19 protein-coding genes and 1 pseudogene are annotated in these 23124 nt (G+C 72.0%); 14 read left to right on the top strand and 6 right to left on the bottom strand.

Going from position 1 to position 23124, the window contains the following annotated elements; translation table 11 throughout:
- Nucleotides 1-43: 43 nt before the first annotated feature.
- Nucleotides 44-652, top strand: a complete 609-nt coding sequence (locus tag AB0O21_RS18510) for a response regulator transcription factor (RefSeq protein WP_365172198.1) — start codon at nucleotides 44-46, stop codon at nucleotides 650-652.
- Between the two features lie 9 nt (nucleotides 653-661).
- On the opposite strand, the gene AB0O21_RS18505 is transcribed toward AB0O21_RS18510, so the two are convergent.
- From AB0O21_RS18505 to AB0O21_RS18495, 3 genes are all read right to left on the bottom strand, one after another.
- Complete coding sequence (locus tag AB0O21_RS18505; protein WP_365172197.1) at nucleotides 662-1282, bottom strand: NADH oxidase; 621 nt, start codon at nucleotides 1280-1282, stop codon at nucleotides 662-664.
- Between the two features lie 107 nt (nucleotides 1283-1389).
- Nucleotides 1390-2187 carry an AfsR/SARP family transcriptional regulator gene (locus AB0O21_RS18500; protein ID WP_365172196.1) on the bottom strand — a complete coding sequence of 266 codons (798 nt, stop codon included), beginning with the start codon at nucleotides 2185-2187 and terminating at the stop codon, nucleotides 1390-1392.
- A gap of 217 nt (nucleotides 2188-2404) precedes the next feature.
- Entirely contained in the window at nucleotides 2405-3943 is a 1539-nt protein-coding gene (locus AB0O21_RS18495) for an MFS transporter (RefSeq protein WP_365172195.1), read from the bottom strand.
- Nucleotides 3944-4091: 148 nt separating this feature from the next.
- On the opposite strand from AB0O21_RS18495, the gene AB0O21_RS18490 reads away from it, so the two are divergent.
- Nucleotides 4092-4835 (top strand): TetR/AcrR family transcriptional regulator C-terminal domain-containing protein, encoded by a 744-nt coding sequence (locus AB0O21_RS18490; RefSeq protein WP_365172194.1) that lies wholly within the window; start codon nucleotides 4092-4094, stop codon nucleotides 4833-4835.
- 10 nt (nucleotides 4836-4845) lie between these two features.
- On the opposite strand, the gene AB0O21_RS18485 is transcribed toward AB0O21_RS18490, so the two are convergent.
- On the bottom strand, nucleotides 4846-5496 hold the full coding sequence (locus AB0O21_RS18485; RefSeq protein ID WP_365172193.1) for a TetR/AcrR family transcriptional regulator C-terminal domain-containing protein: 651 nt from the start codon (nucleotides 5494-5496) through the stop codon (nucleotides 4846-4848).
- Between the two features lie 42 nt (nucleotides 5497-5538).
- Between AB0O21_RS18485 and AB0O21_RS18480 the strand changes: the two are divergent.
- Nucleotides 5539-6978: pseudogene (locus AB0O21_RS18480) on the top strand (FAD-dependent monooxygenase); the annotation flags it as partial.
- A gap of 189 nt (nucleotides 6979-7167) precedes the next feature.
- Nucleotides 7168-7833, top strand: a complete 666-nt coding sequence (locus tag AB0O21_RS18475) for a DUF4097 family beta strand repeat-containing protein (protein ID WP_365172192.1) — start codon at nucleotides 7168-7170, stop codon at nucleotides 7831-7833.
- A 23-nt stretch (nucleotides 7834-7856) separates the two neighbouring features.
- Here AB0O21_RS18475 and AB0O21_RS18470 read toward each other — a convergent pair whose 3' ends face one another.
- Nucleotides 7857-8207, bottom strand: a complete 351-nt coding sequence (locus tag AB0O21_RS18470; RefSeq protein ID WP_365172191.1) for a hypothetical protein — start codon at nucleotides 8205-8207, stop codon at nucleotides 7857-7859.
- A 127-nt stretch (nucleotides 8208-8334) separates the two neighbouring features.
- Between AB0O21_RS18470 and AB0O21_RS18465 the strand changes: the two genes are divergently transcribed.
- The 10 genes from AB0O21_RS18465 (at nucleotide 8335) to AB0O21_RS18420 (ending at nucleotide 21997) form a co-directional block, all read left to right on the top strand.
- A complete protein-coding gene (locus AB0O21_RS18465) occupies nucleotides 8335-8913 on the top strand; it encodes an IS607 family transposase (protein WP_365172190.1) in 579 nt (192 codons plus the stop codon).
- Nucleotides 8906-10546, top strand: a complete 1641-nt coding sequence (locus tag AB0O21_RS18460; protein ID WP_365172189.1) for an IS200/IS605 family accessory protein TnpB-related protein — start codon at nucleotides 8906-8908, stop codon at nucleotides 10544-10546. The genes AB0O21_RS18465 and AB0O21_RS18460 overlap by 8 nt, the downstream gene beginning before the upstream one ends.
- Before the next feature lie 748 nt (nucleotides 10547-11294).
- Nucleotides 11295-11786, top strand: coding sequence for a tetratricopeptide repeat protein (locus tag AB0O21_RS18455; RefSeq protein WP_365172188.1), 492 nt, complete (start codon nucleotides 11295-11297; stop codon nucleotides 11784-11786).
- A 375-nt stretch (nucleotides 11787-12161) separates the two neighbouring features.
- Entirely contained in the window at nucleotides 12162-13361 is a 1200-nt protein-coding gene (locus AB0O21_RS18450; RefSeq protein ID WP_365172187.1) for a cupin domain-containing protein, read from the top strand.
- A 99-nt stretch (nucleotides 13362-13460) separates the two neighbouring features.
- The gene (locus AB0O21_RS18445; protein WP_365172186.1) at nucleotides 13461-14702 is read left to right on the top strand and encodes a cupin domain-containing protein; all 1242 of its coding nucleotides are present in this window, start codon (nucleotides 13461-13463) and stop codon (nucleotides 14700-14702) included.
- Complete coding sequence (locus AB0O21_RS18440) at nucleotides 14699-15997, top strand: MFS transporter (RefSeq protein WP_365172185.1); 1299 nt, start codon at nucleotides 14699-14701, stop codon at nucleotides 15995-15997. Before AB0O21_RS18445 ends, AB0O21_RS18440 begins: the two co-directional genes overlap by 4 nt.
- Entirely contained in the window at nucleotides 15994-17982 is a 1989-nt protein-coding gene (locus tag AB0O21_RS18435; RefSeq protein WP_365172184.1) for a M13-type metalloendopeptidase, read from the top strand. Before AB0O21_RS18440 ends, AB0O21_RS18435 begins: the two co-directional genes overlap by 4 nt.
- Before the next feature lie 17 nt (nucleotides 17983-17999).
- Nucleotides 18000-19964 carry a S9 family peptidase gene (locus tag AB0O21_RS18430; protein WP_365172183.1) on the top strand — a complete coding sequence of 655 codons (1965 nt, stop codon included), beginning with the start codon at nucleotides 18000-18002 and terminating at the stop codon, nucleotides 19962-19964.
- Between the two features lie 59 nt (nucleotides 19965-20023).
- Nucleotides 20024-21394: a Zn-dependent hydrolase gene (locus tag AB0O21_RS18425; RefSeq protein ID WP_365172182.1), complete on the top strand. Its 1371-nt coding sequence runs from the start codon at nucleotides 20024-20026 to the stop codon at nucleotides 21392-21394.
- Nucleotides 21395-21400: 6 nt separating this feature from the next.
- Nucleotides 21401-21997: a TIGR00730 family Rossman fold protein gene (locus AB0O21_RS18420; protein WP_365172181.1), complete on the top strand. Its 597-nt coding sequence runs from the start codon at nucleotides 21401-21403 to the stop codon at nucleotides 21995-21997.
- Between the two features lie 20 nt (nucleotides 21998-22017).
- Here AB0O21_RS18420 and AB0O21_RS18415 read toward each other — a convergent pair whose 3' ends face one another.
- A complete protein-coding gene (locus tag AB0O21_RS18415) occupies nucleotides 22018-23016 on the bottom strand; it encodes a helix-turn-helix transcriptional regulator (protein ID WP_365172180.1) in 999 nt (332 codons plus the stop codon).
- Nucleotides 23017-23124 lie beyond the last annotated feature (108 nt).

The raw sequence follows: 23124 nt of genomic DNA, 5'->3' as shown, positions 1-23124 counted from the left end.
CCGGCGACAAGATCGACCGCGCCGACGGGGGGAGGCTCAGACGGTGATCAGGATCCTGTTGGCCGAAGACATGAACATGGTGCGCGGGGCACTCGTGGCCCTGCTCAACCTGGAGGACGACCTGGAGGTCGTCAGCGAGCTGGAGCGCGGCGACGAGATCCTCGCCGCCGCCCTCGAAGTCAAGCCGGACATCGCGGTCATCGACATCGACCTCCCCGGACTCGACGGCCTGAGCGCCGCCGTGCAGATCCACGAGCACCTCCCCGAGTGCCGGACGCTGATGCTCACCAGCCTCGGCCGCCCCGGAACCCTGCGCCGCGCCCTCGCGGCCCAGGTCTCGGGCTACCTCCTGAAGGACGACTCCCCGAAGGAACTGGCCAGCGCCATCCGCCGGGTGGTGGCCGGCCAGCGGGTCATCGACTCCAACCTGGCCCTGGCCGCGTGGAGCGGACTCGAAAGCCCGCTGACGGACCGTGAGACCGAGGTGCTGCGGATGGCGGCGCAGGGGGCCGAGGCCACCGAGATCGCGGGAGAGCTCCACCTCTCGACCGGGACCGTGCGCAACTACCTGACGACCGTCGTGGCGAAACTGAACGCGCGCAACCGCGTGGACGCCATCCGCATCGCCCGCGACGCGGGCTGGCTCGTCTGACCGGACGGCTCAGGCGGACTCGTCGACGGCCGCGACCATCCCGGCCGCGAACAGGTACTCGATGATGTCCTCGGTCACCTTCGGCGGCAGCGGCAGCGCCGCCGAAGCCGCGGCGAGCGTGGTCGGCCAGGCCAGCGTCATCGCCACCCACGCCGCCTCCGGCCGGTGCAGGACCACCCGGTGCGGCGAGTCCACCGACTCCAGCACGCACCCGCCCCCCGACTCCGGCACGCTGAACGCCACGTGCCGCGGCACCCTGACGCGGCGCGCCCCGGGCCGGCGCACCAGCAGCGACGGCGCCGCCGGCGACAGCGGGAACACCGACAGCAGCGGCCCCTTCAGGTCGTCCACGCCGAGCGTGCGCACCACGAGGTGCGACAGCTTCGTGAGCGTCGGCAGCGTGAAGAGGTACGTGTCCTCGGGACCGTTCAGGGCATTGGCGAGCAGCACCGGCCCCAGCTCCATCCGCCGCAGCACCTCGCGCACCGCCGGCGTGGGCCGGTCCAGCCGTTCCTGCCCCCAGCGGCTGGTGAGCAGCAGTGCGTCGCCGCCCGAGCCCTCGTCGACGACCACGTCCTCGGACAGCGACCAGAGATGAACGGTTGGGGCATCCCCAGTCGTGCGCCGCATATCTCACCTCTCTTGCCGGGCGGCGGGACTCGTCGAGTATGAGGCCGGGCCGGAGTCCCACGACAGCCACTGAGTCATACAGTGACCATGAACTTTTCACGTCGCGGCTAACGCGACACCAGGCTCGAAACCGGCTCGTCCAGCGTCGGATCGCACCCCAGCACCGACCGGTGCAGCTCCTGCAGCCGCCGCGACGGCTCGATCCCCAACTCCCTGACGAAGGTGGAGCGCAGCCGCCGGAACACCTCAAGCGCCCGCGACGCCCGCCCGCTGCGGTACAGCGCGAGCATCAGGTGCGCGTGCAGGTTCTCCTGCAGCGGGTGCAGCGAGGTCAGCGCCGTCAGCTCGCTCACCAGCCGCGTGTGCGCACCGAGCCGCAGCTCCGCGCCGATCCGGGCTTCCGTGGCGGCCAGCCGCACCTCCTCCAGCCGCAGCGCCTCGGCCCGCAGCACCCCGCCCTGCGGTACGTCGCCCAGCGCGGGACCCCGCCACAAGGCGAGCCCGGACTTCAGCAGGTCGGCGCCGCGCTCGTCGTCCCCGGCCGCCAGCGCCCGGTTCGCCTCGCTCACGGTCGCCTCGAACTCCCGCGCGTCGACCCGCGCGACCGCCGACCCGAGCCGGTAGCCCCCGTACCCCCTGGCGACGATCTCCTTGGGATCGGCGCCGCCGACCTCCGCGATGCGGTGCCGCAGGTGCTTCACGTACGTCTGCACCGCGGCGGCCGGCCCGTTGGGCGGGCACCCGCCCCACAGCTCCTCGACGATCGCCCCCATCCCCACCTCGCGCCCCAGGTTCACGGACAGCAGCGCGAGCAGCCCGCGCTGCTTCGCGGCACTGGGTACGACGGACTTCCCGTCGACCGTGATGACGAGAGGCCCCAACAGCCCGATCTCCAGCCGCTCCATGCCCACTCCCTTCGATGACCCTCCCTCAGGCTCGCACCGGCACCCCGCGGCGGGACAGTTACGCCGACACCAGTTGGCCGTGACCTGCGGCCCCCCGCCCCATGAGAACTTCACATCCCGCCGGCCGGACCGCGAACGGCCCCGGGCCGGCACCCATGGAGGGTGCCGGCCCGGGGCCGAACGGTGTGTGCGGGGACGCGAGGGGGAGCCGGACGGGTCAGGCGGTCGGCGCGAGCTCCTTCTCCGGGGTGCCGGCGGCCTCCGCCGGGGCCTCCGCCTTGTTGCCGCGCATGACCACCACGGCGAGCAGGGCGGCGGCCAGGACACCGATCGCGCTGACCGTGAGGGTGGTGGACATCGAGGCGGTGAAGGCCTCCTTGGCGGCCTGGACCAGACCCGCGTCGCCCTGGGCGACGGCCATCGCGCCGCCGATCGACTGCTTGGCCTGCTCGGGGGCATCCTCCGGCATCCGGCCCGAGAAGGTGCTGGTGAGCAGCGAGCCCAGGATGGCGATGCCGAGGGCGGTACCGGCCTGCCCGATCGTGTCGTTCAGGGCGGAGCCGACGCCCGCCTTGTCCGCCGGGATCGTCCCCATCAGGGCGCCCACCGCGGCCGGCATGGCCATACCGGCGCCGAGGCCGAGCAGACCGAGGGCGACCGCCGGGAGGGTGAAGCCGCTGTCGGTGCCGAGGGTGGTCAGCAGCCCGAAGGAGGCCGCCATGAACAGCATGCCGACGAGGATCAGCGACCGGTAGCCGGTCTTCGCGGCGAGCTTGGCGCCCACCCCGTTGCCGACCAGCGCGGCCACGGCCAGCGGGGTGAAGGCCAGACCGGCCTTGACCGGGGAGTAGCCGAGGACCGACTGGAGGTACTGGGTGAGGACCAGGAGCAGACCGCCGTTGCCGATCTGGACCAGGGCCAGCGAGATCGAACCGCCCGTGAAGTTGCGGTGCTTGAAGAGGACCAGCGGGACCATCGGCGAGGCGGTGGTGTTCTCCCACACCACGAAGCCGGCCAGGGAGGCGACGGCGACGGCGAGGGTGACCAGCCCGCGGCCCTCGAAGGCGCCGTGCTGCGGGATCTCGATGATCCACCAGACCAGCGAGGTCATGCCGACGGCGGAGAGGACGGCGCCCAGCGGGTCGGGCTTCTGCCAGGGGGCCTTGGACTCGGGCATCAGCAGCAGACCGGCCGCCACGGCCAGGAAGACGACGGGTACGTTGATGAAGAAGATCGAGTGCCACGAGAAGTGGTCGATCAGGACCCCGCCGAGGACCGGGCTGCCGACCAGGCCGAGCATCGACACCGAGCCCCACGCCGCCATCGCCTTCGGGCGCTCCACCTCGTCGAAGACCGTGATCAGGATCGACAGGGTGGACGGCATGATCAGCGCGCCGCCGACGCCCATGGCCGTACGGACGGCTATGACCTCACCCGGGGTGGTGCAGAACACCGCGGCCAGCGACGCCGCCCCGAAGAGCAGCAGACCGATGATCATCACCTTCCGGCGGCCGAACCGGTCGCCGAGGCTTCCCGAGGTCAGCAGCAGGCCGGCGAAGACCAGCACGTAGGAGTCGAGGATCCACTGGATCTGCTGGGGGCTCGCCCCGATGTCCTCGGTCATGGCCGGCACGGCGACGGTCAGCGCCATGCTGTCGACCACCAGGACCAGCGTGCTGAGGCACAGCACGATCAGGATCCACCAGCGACGCGGGTTGCGGGTCCCGGCCCCTGCTACTGCGGCTGCGGCTTCCATCGTTCTTTCCCCTCCGACTGCGCACACTGTTCCAGTGCTGCGCACACTGTTCGCGCTCTTGCGAACACCGTACGCCCATGCGCACACTGTGCGCAACCCTTGAGCCTTGTACGCTGAATGCGCACGACGTACGCAAAGGAGCGAGCCCATGGCCGCCGACAAACAGCCGCAGCCGATTCCCTCGGTCTGGACCCGCCGGGCCCGCGAGGCGGAACAACCCGCGCTGTCCCGGGACGCGATCGTCCGGGAAGCGATCGTGATGCTGGACGCCGAGGGCGTCGAGGCCCTGAGCATGCGGAAGCTGGCCGCCCGGCTGAACGCCGGGGCGACCTCCCTGTACCGGCACGTCGCCACCAAGGACGAGCTGATGGAGCTCGCCGTGGACGAGGTCTTCGGGGAGATGGCCGTGCCGCCCGCCGGCGCCGCCGACTGGCGGACCTCGGCGGCCGGGGCCGCCGCGTCCTTCCGTACGACGGCCCTGAGCCACCCGTGGCTGTCCTCGTTGCTGGGTCAGGCCGGTCTGGCGTACCTCGGCCCCAACCTGATGGACTTCTCCAGCCGGCTGGCGGCCGTGTTCATCGAGGCGGGCTTCTCCGAACCCACCCGGGCGATCGACTCCCTCCTCGCGTACGTGATCGGCATGAGCACCACCGAGGCGGCCTGGCTGACCACGGTGGCCCGCTCCGGTGAGACGGAGGCGGAGTTCATCGCCCGCCTCATGCCCGCCGCCCAGCAGGCCGCCGAGGGGCACGACAACCTCGCCGATGCCTACGCCGCCGCCGCGGCCGCGGAGTTCGACCCGGTCGCGATGCGCGACTCCAAGTTCGCCTACGGGCTGGAGGCCATGCTCGACGGCCTGGCCCTGCGCCTCCCCGGGGCCGGCCGGGCCTGACCGGGGCTGATCAAGGCGTCCGGTAGCGCGCCTCGATCCCCGCGATCACCAGGGCCAGCCCCTCCTCGAAACCCTCGTCGAAGTTCCGGAAGAGGTCCGCGCCGGCGGCCGCGGAGAGCGGGAACCCGTCCATGCGGGCGGCGCGTTCGTCGACGTCGTAGCCCTCTCTGCGGTCGCCGGGGAGCGGCTCGACCCCCTGCTCCTCGGTGACGAACCCGAGGGTGAAGAAGTACGTGGTGGACGCGGCCCGGACCGCCTGCGGCAGCGTGAAGCCCGCCTCGACGAGCGCCCCGAGGTTCGCTTCCATCTGGACCGCGTGCTCGGTGCCCGTGAAGCGGGTGCCGCTGAAGACCTTCGCGCCGTCGCGGTAGCCGAGCAGCGCCGCGCGCAGCCCGCGGCTGCCGGCCGTGAGCCGCTCCCGCCAGCCGGTGTCCGGCGCGATCTGCAGGCCCGCGACCATCCGGCGGTACATCTCGGTGGCCATCTCGTCGAGCAGCTCCTGCTTGCCCTGGAAGTGCCAGTACAGGGCCGGTGCCTGTACCTGGAGGTCCTTGGCGATCACCCGCAGGCTCAGCCCCTCCAGCCCCACCTCGTTCAGCAGCCGCAGCGCGGCGTCCACGACCTGCTTCTTGTCCAGTCGGGGAGCTCTCCGGGTCGTCACGCTTGACAGCTTAACACCGTTAAGGGCACTCTCCGGGAGACGCAACTTAACACCGTTAAGGAGATGCCCGTGCACACCCCTGAACAAGACGTACTGATCGTCGGCGCAGGCCCCACGGGCCTCACCCTCGCCGTGGACCTGGCCCGCCGCGGCGTCCGCGCCCTCGTCGTGGAGCGGGCCGACGGACTGTTCCCCGGCTCGCGCGGCAAGGGCATCCAGCCCCGCACCCAGGAGGTCTTCGACGACCTCGGGGTCGGGGAGGCGATCCGGGCGGCCGGCGGCCCCTACCCGGTCGGCATGATCTGGCAGGACGGCCGGCGCCTGGGCGAGCACCGCATGTTCGACGAGAGCGACCGGGGCGGCGAGGACTCCCCGTACCGCGAGCCCTGGATGGTGCCCCAGTGGCGCACCCAGGAGATCCTCGCCGCCCGCCTCGCCGAACTGGGCGGCGAGATCGCCTTCGGCCGGGAGCTGGTGGCCCTGGACCAGGACCAGGACGGCGTCACGGCCGCCTTCGCCTCCGGCCCGCCGGTCCGCGCCCGCTACGCCGTCGCCGCCGACGGCGGCCGCTCCACCGTGCGCCGCACCCTCGGCATCGCCATGACCGGCGAGACCGTGGACCCGCACCCGATGCTCGTCGCCGACGTCCGCATCGACCGCCTCGACCGCGACAACTGGCACATCTTCCCGCCCACCGACGACGCGGGCTTCCTCGCGATCTGCCCGCTCGCCGGCACGGACGACTTCCAGGTGGTGGCCCAGTTCCCGCAGGGCACCGCCGTGGAGCCCACCCCCGCCACGGTCCGCGAGGCAGTGGCCGCCCGCTCGCACCTCTCGCCCCACGACGTCACCGCCATGGGCTGGGCCTCGGACTTCCGCCCCAGGGCCGCCCTGGCCGACCGCTTCCGCGCCGGGCGCGTCTTCCTGGCAGGGGACGCCGCGCACGTCCACTCGCCCGCCGGCGGCCAGGGGCTCAACACCAGCGTCCAGGACGCCTAAAACCTCGGCTGGAAACTGGGCGCGGTACTGCACGGCCGGGCCCCCGAGTCCCTCCTCGACACCTACGAGGAGGAGCGCCTGACCGTCGCCGCCGACATGCTCGGCCTCTCCACGAGGATCCACCGGGGCGAGGCCCGCCGCGGCGCGGCCACCCGCCAACTGGCCCTCGGCTACCGCGACTCCTCACTCACCCGGGAGACCCGCACGGACCTCCCCGACGACGCCCTGCGCGCGGGCGACCGCGCCCCGGACGGCCTCCCCGGCGTCCGCCTCTTCGACGAGTTCCGCGGCCCGCACTGGACCCTCCTGGCCATCGGCCCGTCCGCGGCGGCCCCCCTCCCGCCGCTCCACACCGTCCGCCTCCCCTCGTACGCGCCCTACGGCGACGGCCTCTTCCTCATCCGCCCCGACGGCTACATCGGCTGGGCGGGCAATTCCCCGACGGGCCTGGCCGCCTATGTGACCCACACCGGCGCCGCATAGCGTTCACTCCCCATTAGATGCAACGAACAGTCGGCCGATGTTGCATTGAAATCAACGCGGTTGCAACGAAATGAGAGCTCTGACCTGCGCATACATCAATTCTGCGCAACGGATGTGTTGCCGACTCCGTGAAGGCAACGTAGCGTTCACGTCATCAGAAACGAGAAGCGCTGAAGGAGCACACACACCATGCAGAAGTTCGACACCCTCGCCCCGGTCTCCGCCCACCTGGACATCCCCGCCGGCCGCATCCAGCTCATCGCCGCCGACCGGGCCGACACCACGGTCGAGGTCCGGCCGGCGAACGCCGCCAAGGGCCGCGACGTGAAGGCCGCCGAGCAGGTCGCGGTCGACTACCGCGACGGCGTCCTGCACATCACGGCCCCCGCGGCGAAGGTGCTGGGCAACCCCGGCGCGGTCGAGGTGACCGTCCAGCTGCCCGCCGGCTCCCGCGTCGAGGCGAAGACGGCCACCGCTGAGTTCCGCGGCGTCGGCCGCCTGGGCGACGTCACCTACGCCAGCGCCCACGGCACCGTCAAGCTCGACGAGACCGCGAGCGCGCAGCTGACCCTCCAGGCCGGCGACATCACGCTCGGCCGCCTCGGCGGCCCCGCCCGGATCAGCACCCAGAAGGGCGGCATCACCATCGCCGAAGCCCACCGCGGCACGGTCGAACTGCGCACCGAGGCCGGGGACATCACCGTCGGCGCCGCCCGCACCACCTCCGCCACCCTCGACGCCGGCACCGCCTACGGCCGCATCAGCAACGCCCTCAAGAACACCGACGGCGCCGCGGCCGGCCTGAACATCCAGGCGACCACGTCCTACGGCAACATCACCGCCCGCAGCCTCTGAACCGGCACCCCCGCCCCGGGGCCCTACGCCGGTCCGTCGGCCCAGCGGGTGGGGTGGCCGGACGGGCCGGGGGTGAGCCGGGTGCCGTCGCCGAGCGGCTGGAGCTGGTACGGGTTGTCCACCTCGACGGCGAGTTCGCCCCGGACGGTGCCGGTGCGCAGGTCGACGAGGTGGTGGCGGAACCACACCTCCTCGTCCTCTTCCTCCCCGCCCACCGAGACGAGGGCGGTGTGCGGGGTCAGGTAGCCGCCGCTCCACTCCATGAAGACCTCCTCCGGGTCGTACCCGAAGGCCTCCACGGGAAGGGTGAGGGTCACCTCGCCGTCGGGGTGGCGGTGGAAGGCGACGTCCGTCTGCTCGTGGTGGACCGTCATGAACTGCTCTCCGCCCGGTGACAGGGCGATCAGCCGGCGGTCGGACCAGGGGTTGGGCGCTGTTGGTTTTTCAGTTCATTCTTGTGAGTGATAGTGCGTTTACGTGAGTGTCGTTACGGTCGGGTGCATGAACCTCAAGGCGTGGGCGAAGGCGCAGGGTGTGCATCCGCAGACCGCGTATCGCTGGTTCCGTGAGGGCAATCTGCCGGTTCCGGCCGAGCGTGTGGGGCCGCGCACGATTCTGGTGAACGTTGAGGCCCTTGCCGTGCCGGAAAGGGTCGGTGGTGTCGGACTGTATGCCCGCGTCTCCTCTCATGATCAGAAGCCGGATCTGGAGCGGCAGACGGCCAGGTTGTCGGCGTGGGCGGCGAAGGCCGGGCATCGGGTGGTGAGGATCGAATCCGAGGTCGCATCCGGGATGAACGGCTCGCGTACCAAGGCGCGTCGCCTGTTGGCCGATCCGGATGTCACGACTGTGGTGGTGGAGCACAAGGACCGCCTTGGGCGCATGAACGTCGAACTGATTGAAGCGGCTCTGTCCGCGACCGGCCGCCGCCTGGTAGTCCTGGACGACGGCGAGGTCGAAGACGACCTGGTCCGCGATATGGCCGAGGTGCTGACGTCGTTCTGTGCCCGCGTGTACGGACAGCGTTCCGCGAAGAACCGGGCGCGCAGGGCGCTGGAGGCGGCGGCCGGTGATGGCTGATCCAGCACAGCAGCTGCGCGCCATCGCCCCCTCGTTTGTAGCGGTCGGCCCGGCGGGTGTGGCGGTACGTGACCGTCTCAAGTGCCTCACCGCGCAGGATGAGGAGGTTCTGCGGCTGGTGGGTGAGCATCAGGGGGCTCTGGCTTCCCGTGACCTCAAGCGGCGTTGCGCGGATGGGCCCGACCACAGCACCGACACCTGGGCGGCGCGCAAGCGGGAGCTGACGAAGGAATCGTCGTCGCGGATCGCCGGGGCGATCACCAAGGCCAGCCACGATCAGTGGGCGCTCGCCCGCCGCTGCCAGGTAGCGCACATCCAGGACCTGGCCGCCGGCATCGGCACGCTGCGGCACCGGCTGTCGCTGCCGATCGGGGAGAAAGGGAGCAAGCGCGCGGCGGGCGGCTACCGCTCCAGGAAGGAGTGGTTTACCAAGTCACGGCGTCTGGCCACCCTGGAGGCTCGCCATGAAGCCGCTCTCGCAGACTGGCAGGCCGGGCGGGTCCGAGTGGTCCGTGGCGGGAAGCGGCTGGCGAACACCCGGCACAACCTGGCCGAAGCCCAACTGACCGAGGAGTGGTGGCGCGCCCGCTGGGATGCCGAACGCTGGTTCATCGCCGCTGACGGCGAGTCCGGGAAACTGTTCGGGAACGAAACGATCCGCGTTATCCCCGACGGCGAGATCAGCATCAAGCTCCCAGCCCCGCTCGCACACCTGGCCAACGCCAGGCATGGCCGTTACGTCCTGGCTTCCACTGTGGCGTTCAAGCATCGGGGCCAGGAATGGGCCGACCGAATCGAAGCAAACCGGGCTGTCGCCTACCGCATTCACCTGGATGTGGAGCGTGGACGCTGGTACCTGACAGCGTCCTGGCAGCGCCCCGTGGTGCAGACGATCCCGCTCACCGCAGCCCGGTCGAGCGGCATGGTCGGCGTCGATACGAACGCCGATCACTTCGCCGCCTACCGGCTCGACCCGCATGGCAACCCGATCGGTGAGCCGCACCGCTTCCCCTACGACCTCAGCGGCTCGGCCGACCACCGCGACGCCCAGATCCGACACGCCATCACCCGGTTACTGCACTGGACGAAGAGCGCCGGCGTCAAGGCCATCGCGATCGAAGACCTCGACTTCACCGCCGAGAAGACCCGCGAGAAGCACGGCCGCAGGAAACGGTTCCGGCAGCTCATCTCGGGCATCCCGACCGGCAGGCTCAAAGCCCGGCTTGTTTCGATGGCCGCCGAACACGGTCTCTCCATCGTCGCGGTCGATCCCGCCTACACCTCCCGGTGGGGCGGCCAGCACTGGCAGAAACCGCTGGTCACCCCACGCCGCAAGATGTCCCGACACGATGCCGCCGGTATCGCGATCGGGCGACGCGCCCTCGGGCACCCGATCCGGCGACGGACGGCACCGCCCCCACCCGACCAGAGTGATCGTGTGGGGCATCGGACCGCCCAGGCCGGACCAGGCACCCAACGGCGTGACGGAAACCGCCCACCCGCAACGGACCGGCTCCACGGAAAGCCGACGCCGAGCGGGAAGAGAACGCGGGGACCCAGTGCATCCAAAACCGTTCGGGATGCGCCCAGCACGCACCAGTGGGTCCAAGACTCACTCCTGCACACTGGATAGGAACGGTAGGTGACGAAGCCGGGTCCGCCCCCGTCCGCCGGGGCCACGGACCGGACGATGACCGATCCGTCCTGTCCCTCGCCGACGTCGAGGAACATGCTGCCGTCCGTCGGATGGGCGAGCTGGGTCCCGCCGTGCCCGGCCGTCCGCAACTCGGTGCGGGGGAGAACCGCCCCGCTCTCGGCGTCGTACGCGACCCACTGGTCCGCCGTCCCGCGGCCCATGACGTCAGGCCGGTAGACCCATACGGCGGCCGTCCGGGGAGAACGCGCAGCCGGGCCGGTGGCCGTGTGTGTGACGACCTGTGGACCACGAACCGAAACCATCCGCGCAGGCTGTCCGCCCACGCCCGCTCCTCCGAGAGGCGGCTGCCGATACGGGGGCCGCGGCCGCGTGTTCAACTGCGCCGCGGGCGCGGTTGAACACGCGTTGACCCGGCGGCGGGCTCCTGGGCATTCTTCTGCCGTTGCCGGGAAACACCCCGGCAGAAATGCACAGGCAGAAGGGAAGTGAATCTCATGGAGAACGTCGACTTCGACGACATCGAGTTCATCGAGACCGCCGAGGAGCTCCTCGCGACCTCGTACTACAAGAACATCCAGTAATTGTTCCTGTAGTAATGCCTGCGTGAAGGGCGGCGTCGATCCGGACGCCGCCCCTTCGCGTTGTACGGGCGAAATCCGGACAGGTTCGCCCAGGACCCCGAACGGGATTGTGATGAGCGGTGCGGAAGTGGGAGGCTGCCGAAATGACGACGACTGAAGCGGTATGGGAAGAGCGTGTGGCCGCGCTCTGGGAGCAGTTGGACGACCACAAGGAGGAGGAGTTCCTCGCCCGGGTGGAGGCCCTGGCCGCGGAACTCCCCGAGGGGGACCCGCGGGGCCTGTTCGAGCGCGCCTGCGCCCACGACTCCACCGGCCACTCCGACCTCGCCGCCCCGCTCTACCGCGAGGCCCTGGCCACCGGCCTGACGGGCGTACGGCGCCGGCGCGCCGTCATCCAGATGGCCAGTTCGATCCGCAACCTCGGCCGGGCCGACGAGAGCGTCGCCCTGCTGGAGGCGGAGCGCGCCGAGGGATCGGACCTGCTCGACGACGCCGTCGTCGGCTTCCTCGCGCTGGCGCTGGCCGACACCGGCCGCGAACGCGAGGCGCTGTCGCTCGCCCTGACCGCGCTCGCCCGCCACCTGCCCCGCTACAACCGCTCACTGGCCAACTACGCCGGCGACCTCGCCCCGTAGCGCCCGTTTCCGATTTCCGGACCGCCGAACCGCAGAACCGCGGCCCCGACCCCACAGGTCGGGGCCGCTTTTCGTTTCCGTTCAACTGCGCCGAAGCCCGTGCAGTTGAACGGCGTTGACCCTCCAGAAACCCCCGGGCATTCTTTTCTCATCGCCCGGGAAAACCCCGGCGGACCGGAAAGAAACGAAGGGAAGTGAATCTCATGGAGAACGTCGACTTCGACGACATCGAGTTCATCGAGACGGCCGAGGAGCTGCTCGCCACCTCCTACTACAAGAACATCCAGTAATTGTTCTTGAAGTAGTGCTGTGGCGGAGGGCGGCGCCGGAAGGCGCCGCCCCTCCCCGCGGCCCGATTCTTTCTAGGAGCTCGGTATGGCGAACTACGCATTCGCAGATCTGGTGGGGGACGAGCAGGTCTTCTTCGCCGAATACTTCAACAAGAAGCCCATGCTGCGGAAGAACGCCGTGCCGGGAGACCCGCGCGACATCCTCTCGCACCGCAAGCTGGACCAGCTGGTCAACCTGGAAGTCGTCCGGCCGCCCTACATCAAGGTCAACCTCGGGGGCAACGGCGTCCCCGAGCAGGGCTACACCCGCAACGTCGTCGTCCAGGGCCAGACCATCACCGACGTCGTCGACCCCGAGAAGATCTACGAACTGTTCCGGGCCGGCGCCACCGTCACCTGGTGCTCGCTCAACCAGATCGTCCCGGAACTGCGCGACTTCACCCGCGTCATCAGCGACCGCATGGCCGTGCGCACCGACTCGGTGGCCTTCCTGACGCCCACCGGGAAGAAGGGCTACCCGCCCCACCACGACCCGGTCGACCTGTTCATCGTCCAGCTCGAGGGCACCAAGCACTGGAAGCTCTGGAACCCGCCGGCCGAACGCCTCGGCGACAACGCCCAGTACACCCTCGAAGGACTCGGCGAGCCGGAGATCGAGGTCTCCCTCCAGCCCGGCGACGTGCTCTACCTCCCCTACGGCACCCCGCACGCCGCCGCCGCGGAGGGCAAGGCCTCGCTGCACCTGTCCGTCATGATGCGCCCGCGCATGTGGAAGGACCTGCTGCGCCAGACCGTCGAGGAGCTCATCACCGCCGACGAGTCCGGCGAGTTCAACGCGTACCCCTACATCGGGGAACTGCGCTCGCCCGACGTGGAGACCACCTACGGCGAGAAGGTCGCCGCCCTCGCGGCGCGCCTGCGGCACGTGGCCGCCGGCGCCGAACTGGACCGGCTCGCCGACCTCGGCCGCCACATGGAGGGCAGCTCCGCGGGCAACACCTTCCAGGCCATCGCCGACATGGACGAACTCGGCCCGGACGCCCGCCTCAAGCGGGGCAGCGCCCCCCTGGAGTTCGGCGCCAGCGACAACGGCCGGACCCAGATGACCGTCAACGGTCACAAGATCGCGGTACCCACACCGATCGCCGAAACCCTGGCCGCGCTCGGCCCGGACGCGTCGATCGCGGCGTCCCTCATCTTCCCGGGAGCGGACGCGGTCCGCTCGACGAAGGCCGCGCAAGGACTCACCCGCCTGGGTGTGTTCGAACTGGCTGCGGCCGGCTGACGAGCAGCCGGTACCGGACGTGACCCGTCGCGGACCACCGGACCACCTCCCCGGTGGTCCGCGGCGGGCGTCCCCGTGCACGAGTGGAGGCAACAGAAGGTGGACACGTACTCCTTCGAGGATTTCGTCGGCGACCGGGACACGTTCCTCGCCGAGCACTTCAACAAGAAGCCGCTGCTGCGCAAGGGGGCACTGGCGGGCCGCCTCGACGGCCTCCCCTCGGTGCGGCAGCTCGACGACGTACTGGCCCTGGAGACGACCCCGCCCTCCTACCTCCGGGTGACCAAGGGCGGCAAAGGCGTGCCCAGCGGCACCTACACCCGCACCGTGGCGCGCGGCGCGGCCCTCGCCGAGGCCGTGAACCCCGAGAAGGTCTACGAGCTGTTCCGCTCCGGCGGAACCGTCACCTGGAACTCCCTGCACCACGTGCTGCCCTCGGCCCGCCGGCTCCTGGCGCCCTTCACCGACACCTTCGCCTGCGAGGGCGAGGTGGTCCTCTTCGTCACCCCGGCCCGCAACGACGGGTTCTCCCCGCACCACGACTCCATCGACGTGTACGTGGTCCAGGTCGACGGCACCAAGACCTGGCGGGTGTGGGCCACCCCCGAGGTGCGCCGCGGCGACGAGGCCTCGTACACGGCCGAGGAGCTCGGGGAGCCCGTCATCGAGGTGACCCTGCACCCCGGCGACGTGCTGTACGTCCCGCACGGCACCCCGCACGCGGCCGCCGCCCGCAGCGAGCTGTCCCTGCACCTGTCGGTCGGCATCGAGCCCCGCCGCTGGCGCGACCTGCTCCGGGACACCGTCGACTCCGTGGTCCGCGACCCGGAGTTCCACGCGTTCCCGTACCTGCCCGGCGAAGGCCCCGGGGGCGACGAGGCCGTCGCGGACCTGAGCCGGCACATCGAACTCCTCCGGGACCGGCTCGCCGGCCTCGAGCCCGTCTCGGAGGCCAAGCGCCTGGCGCAGGCGGGCCGCGAGCGGGCGGGCGCCGGACGCCCCCGCGAGTTCTCCCGGCTGCACGCCGCCGACGCCCTCACCACCGACTCCCTCGTCCGGCGCAGCAGCGCCCCCGTCGAGATCGGGGAGAGCGACGGGGGCAAGACCGGCATCCGGGTGAACGGCCACCGGATCGCCGTGCCCGACGCCGTGGCCCGCTCGCTGCGCGACCTCGACGGCGGCCGCCAGGTCACCACGTCCGAGTTCTTCCCCGGCGTGGACGCGGCCCGCTCCCTGAGCGCCGCGCGCGGTCTCGCCCGCATCGGCGTCCTCGAATGCGCCGAGCACGCCGTGTTCCCCGTACAGCCGCCCACCGCCGACCACCACGACCAGGGGAAGTGAGCCACGAGATGGCCATCGACACCCGAACTCCGGCCACCACCGAGGCCCCGCCCCCCTCCCGCCGGGCCTGGCGCGAGGTGTACATCCTCGCGGGGATGCGCGGCCTGTCCTTCGCCGGCGACATCGCCGCCGAGACGGCCATCGCCCTCCAACTGCAGTCCCAGGGCGCCGGCTCCTACGCCGTGATGGCGCTGCTGCTGGCCGCGACCGTCCCGCCGGTCCTGCTGTCCCCGCTGACCGGACGGTTCGCCGACCGCTTCGACAGCCGCAACCTGATCGTGGTCGTCGGCTCCCTGCAGGCCCTGATCTGCGTGGCCATGACCATCTGGACCTCCCCGGTGGTCCTGATCACCCTCTCCGTGCTGCTCTCCTCCGGACTCGCCTTCACCCACCCGGTGTTCGGCGCCCTGCCGAGCGCCATCGTGGGCAAGGAGAACGTGCCCCGGGCGTCCTCGATCTCGCAGACCACCGCCATGGCGGGCATGGTCGCCGCCCCCGGCATCGCCGGCCTGCTCATCGGCCGCTTCGGGGTGTCCATCCCGCTGCTGATCGACGCGCTCAGCTTCGCCGCCGTCGTCGCCGGCGGCCTGCTCATCAAGACCCGCCTGCACAAGGGCCGCGGCGCCAATGCCCCGGCTGCCGGGGCGGACGAGCCCGCGAAGGCCCCGTACAAGGTGACCTCCGACCGCTTCCTGACGGCCGTCCTGATCCTCAGCGGCGCCGTGATGGCCGCCGCGAGCATCATCAACGTCCTGATCGTCTTCTACGTACGGGAGACCTTCGGGTCCTCCGAGGAGACCTTCGGCCTGATCATGTCGGCCTGGATGCTGGGCCTGATCCCCGGCGGCATGCTGGTGCGCCGGGCCAAGAACCTGCGCTACGAGACCGTCCTGATCGGCACCTTCGTCTGCATCGCGGTCGCCATCCTCGGCACGGGCCTGGCGCCCGGCGTCTGGTGGATCGTGCCCTTCTACATCCTCGGCGGCATCGGCAACGGCGCCCAGGCCACCGTCACGCACATCCTGCTCAACGTCCGGGTCCCCGACACCCACCGCGGCCGCGCCTTCGCCGCCCTGGGCGCCGTCTCCAACACCGGCCCCGCCATCGGCTACGTCGTCGGCGGCGCGGCGATGAGCATCGCGGCCCCGCGCTACGGCTTCCTCGCCGCCGGGGTGTTCTGCCTCCTGGCCCTGGCCCTCTTCAGCGGCCGGGTCCTGAAGTCCGCCGACGCGGAGCGCGCCGACGCCGACCGCGCCGACGCCGGAACCGACCGCAAGGCCGAGGCACTGCGATGACGACGGTCTCGGACCCGGCCGCGGGCGCCCCCGCCCTCCCGGAGGACGTGGAACTCGACCTCTCCGTACGCCCCCAGGACGACTTCTACCGGTTCGTGAACGGGCACTGGACGGACCGCTGCACCCTGCCCGCACACCGGGCCGAGGCCACCACCCTGACCCTGCTCGCCGACCGGGCCGAGGCCGACGCCGAGGCCGTGATCCTGCGCGCCGCCGAAGGCGCAGGCGCCCGGGACGCCGCCGGCGACCCGGCCGGCCGCCGGATCGCCGCCCTGCACGCCTCCTTCATGGACGAGGACCGCATCGAGGAGCTCGGCGCCGCCGGGGCCTTCGCCGCCGACCTCGAAGCGGTCGACGCCGCCGCCACCCGCGAGGAGCTCGCCTCGGTCCTCGGCCGACTCCAGGCCCAAGGCGTGGGCGGCGCCGTCGACTTCACCGTCGCCGTGGACACCGCCGGCACCGGCGCGTACGTCCTGGTCCTCTCCCAGGCCGGACTCGGCCTGGCCGCCACCGCCTACCACCACGACGACGAGGACGCGGACGGCGCCGCGCTCCGCGGCCGCTACCTCGGCCACATCGCCGTGATGTGGGCCCACGCCGGCCTTCCCGACCCCGCCCCGTCCGCCGCCTCCGTGCTCGCCCTGGAGAGCGGACTCGCCGCCCGCCACACCGCCGCCCGGCGCGGCGCGCCCCTGCGGCCGCTGTCGTGCACCGCCGCCGAACTGGCCGCCCGCACCGGGGGGTTCCCCTGGGCGGCGTGGCTGGCCGCGCTGGGCACCGTCCCCGCCGGCGCCACCGTGCGGGTGCGCCAGCCCGAGTGGCCCGACGCCCTCGACGCCTGGTGGTCCGGACACACCCTCGACGAGCTCAAGCGGTGGGTCTGCTGGCGCTACGTCCACGAGATGGTGCCCTTCGGGCCGCGCCAGGTCTTCGCCGACAACTTCGCCTTCTACGGGCAGCTCCTCAACGGGTTCACCCAGCCCCGGCCCCGCCGCATCCGGGCCGTCTCCTTCGTGGAGACCTTCGCCGGCGACGCCGTCGGAGAGCGGTACGCCGCCGAGTACCTGGCCCCCGGCGCGGTGGACGCCGCCCGCGAGCTGGTCGACGCTCTGACCGCGGCCTTCCGGCGGCGCCTGGAGCGGGCCGACTGGATGTCCCCGGCCACCCGGGCCGCGGCCCTGGACAAGCTCGACGCGATGGTCTTTGAAATCGGAAGCCCCGCGGTGCGGGCGCGGGACGCCGGCGAGCCGCAGCCCTTCGACCCCGCCGACCTCCTCGGCAACGTCAAGCACGGCCGGGCCCACCGCATCGCCGGGGAACTCGCCCGCCTGGGCCGCCCGGTGGACCGCACCGAGTGGAAGATCCACCCCCACCAGGTGACCGCGTACTACCGGCACGGGCTCAACCAGGTCGTCGTCCCCGCCGGACTGCTCCAGCCGCCCGTCTTCGACCCGGCGGGGGACCCCGCCCGCAACTTCGCGCTCCTGGGCGCGGTCATCGGCCACGAGATGTCGCACGCCTTCGACAGCCGCGGCTCGCGCTACGACGGCCACGGCCGGCTCCGCGACTGGTGGGCCCCCGAGGACCGGGCCGAGTTCACCCGCCGCACCGCCCTGCTGGTCGCCCAGTACGACGGGTACGAGCCGGCCGGACTGCCCGGCCGCCGGGTCAGCGGCGCCCGCACGGTCGGCGAGAACATGGCCGACATCGCCGGGGCCACCGTCGCCCTCGACGCCTTCGCCGCGCACGAGGGACCGCTCGACGCGGCCCGCACCCGGTCGTTCCTCCTGCACTGGGCCACCCTGTGGCGCGCCCGCACCGTCCCCGCCCGGCTGGCCGAGCGCCTCGCCTCGGACCGCCACCCGCCCGCCGAGTTCCGCTGCAACGGCGTACTCGGCAACCTCGACGCCTTCTACGAGGCCTTCGACGTGCGGCCCGGCGACGGACTGTTCCTCGACCCCGCTTCCCGCTTCTCCTTCCTGTAACCCTGTGAGGCCACGCCATGCTTCCTGCTGACATCGAGCTGCTGCCCGTCCTGGGGCGGCCCGCCCTCTCGCCCGACGGACGCCACGTCGTCTTCGAGGTCACCCGCCCGGTCGTGGCCGAGGACGACTACACCACCGAGCTGCTGATCGCCGACACCGCCGGCGGGAGCGCCCCGCGCCGCCTCACCCAGGGCCCGTACGACGGCTGCCCGGCCTTCTCGCCCGACGGCCGCTTCCTCGCCTTCCAGCGCCCCGGCGCCCACGGCCGGGCGCAGATCCACCTGCTGCCGCTGGACGGACCGGGGGAGGCCTACCAGGTCACCGACCACCCGATGGGTGCGGGAGCCCCCGTCTGGAGCCCCGACGGCACCCGGATCGCGTACACCAGCCGGATCCCCGAGCCGGGCCGCTACCAGGGCCCCGCCGAGGCGGAGCGGCCGCGCCGGATCACCACCCTGCTCTACCAGATGGACGGCTTCGGCTACACCGCCGACCGGCCCCGCCACGTGTTCGTCACCGACCCCTTCGACCCGGGCGCCCCCGCGGTCCAGGTCACCGACGGTCCCGCCGACCACATGGACCTGGCGTGGAGCCCCGCCGGGGACCTGCTGACCTTCGTGTGCGCCCGCCACGAGGAGGCCGGCGACGACTCGCGCAACGACATCTGGGCGGCGGCCCCCGACGGCAGCGGCCTGCGGCCCCTGACCCACGGCGGGATGTACCTGTTCACCCCCCGCTTCAGCGCCGACGGCAGCGCCGTGGTGTTCGTCGGAGCCGAGCTCGACAAGTCCAACCACTCCTGCGCCACCGCCACGTACGGCCTGTGGACCGTCCCGGTCAGCGCCCCGGACGTCCTGACCCCCGCCGCCGACGGCTCCCACGCCCCGCGCCGCCTCACCGACGGCTCCCACCACCTCAGCTTCGCCAGCCAGATGATCTGGCCCGCCGCCGACGGCGTGTACTTCGCCGGGGACCGGCGCGGCGAGGTCAACCTCGTCCTCGTCCCCTACGACGGCGGCACCCCCACCCCGGTCATCACCGGCCCCCGCCAGGTCGGCGGCTACGCCGTCACCGCCACCCCGGACGGCCCGGTCATCGCCGCGGTCGTGGCCGCCGCCGACAGCGCGGGCGACCTGCTCGTCCTGCGCGGCGGCACCGAACGGATCCTCACCTCCTACGGAGCCGAGCTGCGCGAGCGCGGATCCCTCCTGCCGATGCGGGAGTTCACCGCCACCGCCCCCGACGGCTACCCGCTCCAGGGCTGGGTGGTCCGCCCCGAGGGCCCCGGCCCCCACCCGGTCGTCTTCCAGGTCAAGGGCGGCCCCTTCACCCAGTGGGGCTACACCCTCAACGGGCCCGCCGCCTTCGACGAGGCGCAGGTCTACGCGAGCGCCGGCTACGCCGTCGTCCTCGGCAACCCCCGCGGCTGCTCCGGCTACGGCGCCGAGCACGGCGCCCACGTCCGCGACGACCTGCCCGGCAAGTCCGCCGTCGACCTCCTCGCCCTCCTGGACGCCGCCCTGGCCCAGCCCGAACTGGACGCCGCCCGCGTCGGCGTGATGGGCGGCTCCTTCGGCGGGTACATGGCCGCCTGGTTCAACGCCCACCACGGGGACCGGTTCAAGGCGATGATCGGCGAGCGCGGCCTCTACTCCATCGACAGCTACGCCGCCACCAGCGACGACGGCGTCGACCTGGCCGTCTCCCTGTACGGACCGGACCGCGAGGACTGGGCCCGCCAGAGCCCCCTCACCCACGTGGACTCGATGAACACGCCGATGCTGATCATCCAGTCCGAGGAGGACCGGCACTGCCCGCTGGAGCAGGCCCAGCGCCTGTTCACCGAGCTGCGCGTGCGCGGGGTCCCCGCCGAGATGCTGATCTTCCCCGGCGAGGGGCACGACATGTCCCGCTCCGGACTGCCCAGCCACCGGCTCGCCCGCTTCGAAGCGGTCCTGGAGTGGTGGGGGAGGCACCTGTGAGCGGCGTGGTCGACCTGGCGGGACTCGAGGATTTGCGAACGGACCGGAAGGAAGCTGTCATGACCAGCACGCTCGTCCAGCGCACCGGCGGCCTCTCGGCCGACATCGACGGCGACCGGCTGCTGCGGCGCATCGCCCGCCTCGGCCGGATCGGCCTCGACCCCGAGACCGGCGGCATCACCCGCGAGGGCTTCAGCGCCGCCGACTGCGAGGCCCGCGCGTACCTGATGGACGAGGCGCGCGACGCCGGCCTGCTGCCGACCGTGGACGCTGCCGGGAACATCATCATCCGGCCGCGGCACACCGCGTACGGCGACGGCCGCCAGGTCCTGATGATGGGCTCGCACCTCGACACCGTCGTCAACGCCGGCCGCCTCGACGGGGCGTACGGGGTGCTGGCCGCCCTGGAGGTGGTGCAGGCCTTCGAGGAGGGCGGCATCGACTCCCCCTACGAGCCGGTGGCCGTGGCCTTCGCCAACGAGGAGGGGGCCCTGTTCCCACAGCCCTTCTGGGGCTCCATGGCGATGGCCGGCCGGCTGGCCGGACTGCCCCGCGAACCCCGCGACCACCAGGGCCGGCGGCTGCGCGACGCGCTGCGCCGGGCCGGCGGGGACCTCGACGCCCTCGGCAGCGCGGGCTGGCCGCACGGCTCCGTCGCCGCGTACCTCGAACTCCACGTCGAGCAGGGCCCCGTCCTGGAGCGCAGCGGCAGCCGCATCGGCGTGGTCGACGCGATCACCGGCCGCACCGTGCTGACCCTGGAGGTCCGCGGGGCCGCGGGCCACTCCGGCACCAGCCCGATGAAGGGCCGCCGCGACGCGATGGCCGCCGCCGCCCGCGTCGTCCTGGCCGCCGAGCACATCGCCGGCGAGCGGGCGCTGTGCCGGGTGGCCACCGTGGGCCGGATCGACCCCCACCCCAACACCCCCAACACCATCGCCGGTTCGGTACGGATGACCGTGGACCTGCGCGACACCGACGTGTGGCGGGCCGCCACCGCCGAGGAGACCCTGCGCCGGATGCTCGACGCCATCGCCGCGAGCACCGGCACCGAGATCGAGGTGGTCGCCGAAACCCGCTCCGACCCGGTCTCCACCAGCGAGGTGCTGCGCGCCGCGATCGAGCGCAGCGCCGACGAACTGGGCCTGCCCCACGAGGTGCTGCCGAGCGGAGCCGGGCACGACGCCCAGATGGTCGCGGACATCGCGCCCATCGGAATGATCTTCGTGCCGAGCCTGGGCGGCATCAGCCACGTGCCCGAGGAGGACACCGCGCCGGCCGACCTGGTCGCCGGGGCCCGCGTGCTCCTGCGCACCGCACTGCGCACCATCGGGATCGGCTCCGAGGACCGCCCGGACGCGCCGCACACGCCGCACACGCCGCACACGCACAGCGCCCCGCACATCGAGCGACACACCACCGGAAGTTGAGGAGCCATGAAGACGCTGGTCGGAAAATGTGAGCGCATCGCGGTCTTCTGCGGTGCCAGGCCCGGGGTCCGCCAGGATCATGTCGACTTCGCGCACGGCTTCGGCCGGGCACTCGCGGGCCGGGGCCTGGACCTGGTCTACGGCGCCGGCGGCGTCGGGGTCATGGGAGCCGTCGCCGACGGAGTGCTGGAGGGGGGCGGGGCGGTGACCGGGATCGTCCCGCGCAGCCTGCACGAGCGCGAACGCGCCGACCGGGCCCGCGGCGCCATCTTCGTCGTCCGCTCCATGCACGAGCGCAAGGCCCTGATGTACCGGCTCTCCAGCGGGTTCGCCGTGCTGCCCGGCGGCATCGGCACCCTCGACGAGCTGATGGAGGTGGCCACCTGGAACCAGCTCTCCCTGATGGAGAAGCCCATCGTGGTCGTCAACCACGCGGGCTTCTACGACCCCATGCTCGCGATGCTCGACCACCTCGTCGCCGAGGGCTTCCTCACCGCGGCCGAACGGCGGCTCATCCGCAGCGCCGACACCGCCGAGGAAGCACTCGACCTGCTGGGCGCGCCGGCCCGTACCCCGCTGCACCCGGTCCTGGCCTCGGCGTGAACGGGCGCACCGTTCCCGGACTATTCGAGGACGGTCGGCAGGTATCCCCGCTGCACCGCGTGCACCCCCGCCTGGAAGCGGCTCCCGGCGCCCAGGAAGGTCATCAGCCCGGAGGCGATGCGCCGGGCGGTGCGGGGCGAGACGCCCAGGCGGTGCGCGATGGTCTCGTCGGTGCAGCCCAGCGCGAGCAGCCGCAGCGCCTCCGCCTGCTGGCGGGTGAGCCCGCCGGGGTCCGCGGCGCGCCGGCTCTCCAGCGGCTCGGCGGACTCCCAGACGTTTTCGAAGAGGGTGTACAGAGTGGTGACCATCCCCTGGGAGGTCACCTCGACCGCCCCGGCCCCCGTGTTGCCGGTGTCGGCCGCGATGATCGCCGAGGTACGGTCGTAGATGATCATCCGGTTGGGCAGCGAGGGCACCGTCCGCACCTGGCAGCCCTGTTCGGTCAGCCAGCGCGCGTACTCCATCGTGTCCGGGCAGCCGCGGATGCTGTCCAGGTACACCGTGCGCATCTGCACGCCCCGCTCCAGCAGCTGCTGGTTCAGCGGTCTGGAGGCGTTCATGTTGGCGGTCGTCTGCGGGCCGCCGGGCGCGAAGGTCAGCAGCTCCTGCGAGACCTGGCCCCGCAGCGCGGACAGGTGGTCGCGGATCGACTCCAGCCCGTCGAGGTAGCGCACCCCGGACTCCGCGTGCCCGGAAGCGCGCCCGCCGTCGTACTCCAGGATGAGCTGCGCGGCCGCCGCCCGGCTCGCCTCCAACTGCTGCTGCCGGCTGGCCAGATCGGCCTGCTGGCGGGCGAGCAGGAGCTCCATCCCGACGTGCGGGCTGACCGCGTGCAGTTGGGTGGCGTCCTCGGCGGAGACCCTGACCAGCGCCATCTCGCTGAGCCGGTCGAGCGCCGCGCGCACCGTTTCCTCGGACAGATCGAGCCGCAGGCACAGCTCCGGAATGTCACGGAACTTGGCCAGGATCCCCCGGTAGACGGATTCGGCGACCGGGTCGAGACCGAGGAGATCAAGCATCGATGGACGACTCCGGTTCCGTCAGAGTCCAGGGCCCCGAGGGACTCCCACCTGTTGGTCGAGGCCAATCGGACGAGTGATTGAGCCGACGGTACGGGCCACCCCGCC

Source organism: Streptomyces sp. NPDC091371 (assembly GCF_040684275.1).
Taxonomy (GTDB): Bacteria; Actinomycetota; Actinomycetes; order Streptomycetales; family Streptomycetaceae; genus Streptomyces.
This window is presented reverse-complemented; position numbering and strand designations above follow the sequence as displayed.

Coding starts and splice junctions, on each gene's coding strand:
- AB0O21_RS18505 (WP_365172197.1), bottom strand. CDS start 1,282: ATGCGGCGCACGACTGGGGATGCCCCAACCGTTCATCTCTGGTCGCTG.
- AB0O21_RS18500 (WP_365172196.1), bottom strand. CDS start 2,187: ATGGAGCGGCTGGAGATCGGGCTGTTGGGGCCTCTCGTCATCACGGTC.
- AB0O21_RS18495 (WP_365172195.1), bottom strand. CDS start 3,943: ATGGAAGCCGCAGCCGCAGTAGCAGGGGCCGGGACCCGCAACCCGCGT.
- AB0O21_RS18490 (WP_365172194.1), top strand. CDS start 4,092: ATGGCCGCCGACAAACAGCCGCAGCCGATTCCCTCGGTCTGGACCCGC.
- AB0O21_RS18475 (WP_365172192.1), top strand. CDS start 7,168: ATGCAGAAGTTCGACACCCTCGCCCCGGTCTCCGCCCACCTGGACATC.
- AB0O21_RS18470 (WP_365172191.1), bottom strand. CDS start 8,207: ATGACGGTCCACCACGAGCAGACGGACGTCGCCTTCCACCGCCACCCC.
- AB0O21_RS18465 (WP_365172190.1), top strand. CDS start 8,335: ATGAACCTCAAGGCGTGGGCGAAGGCGCAGGGTGTGCATCCGCAGACC.
- AB0O21_RS18460 (WP_365172189.1), top strand. CDS start 8,906: ATGGCTGATCCAGCACAGCAGCTGCGCGCCATCGCCCCCTCGTTTGTA.
- AB0O21_RS18455 (WP_365172188.1), top strand. CDS start 11,295: ATGACGACGACTGAAGCGGTATGGGAAGAGCGTGTGGCCGCGCTCTGG.
- AB0O21_RS18450 (WP_365172187.1), top strand. CDS start 12,162: ATGGCGAACTACGCATTCGCAGATCTGGTGGGGGACGAGCAGGTCTTC.
- AB0O21_RS18435 (WP_365172184.1), top strand. CDS start 15,994: ATGACGACGGTCTCGGACCCGGCCGCGGGCGCCCCCGCCCTCCCGGAG.
- AB0O21_RS18430 (WP_365172183.1), top strand. CDS start 18,000: ATGCTTCCTGCTGACATCGAGCTGCTGCCCGTCCTGGGGCGGCCCGCC.
- AB0O21_RS18425 (WP_365172182.1), top strand. CDS start 20,024: ATGACCAGCACGCTCGTCCAGCGCACCGGCGGCCTCTCGGCCGACATC.
- AB0O21_RS18420 (WP_365172181.1), top strand. CDS start 21,401: ATGAAGACGCTGGTCGGAAAATGTGAGCGCATCGCGGTCTTCTGCGGT.
- AB0O21_RS18415 (WP_365172180.1), bottom strand. CDS start 23,016: ATGCTTGATCTCCTCGGTCTCGACCCGGTCGCCGAATCCGTCTACCGG.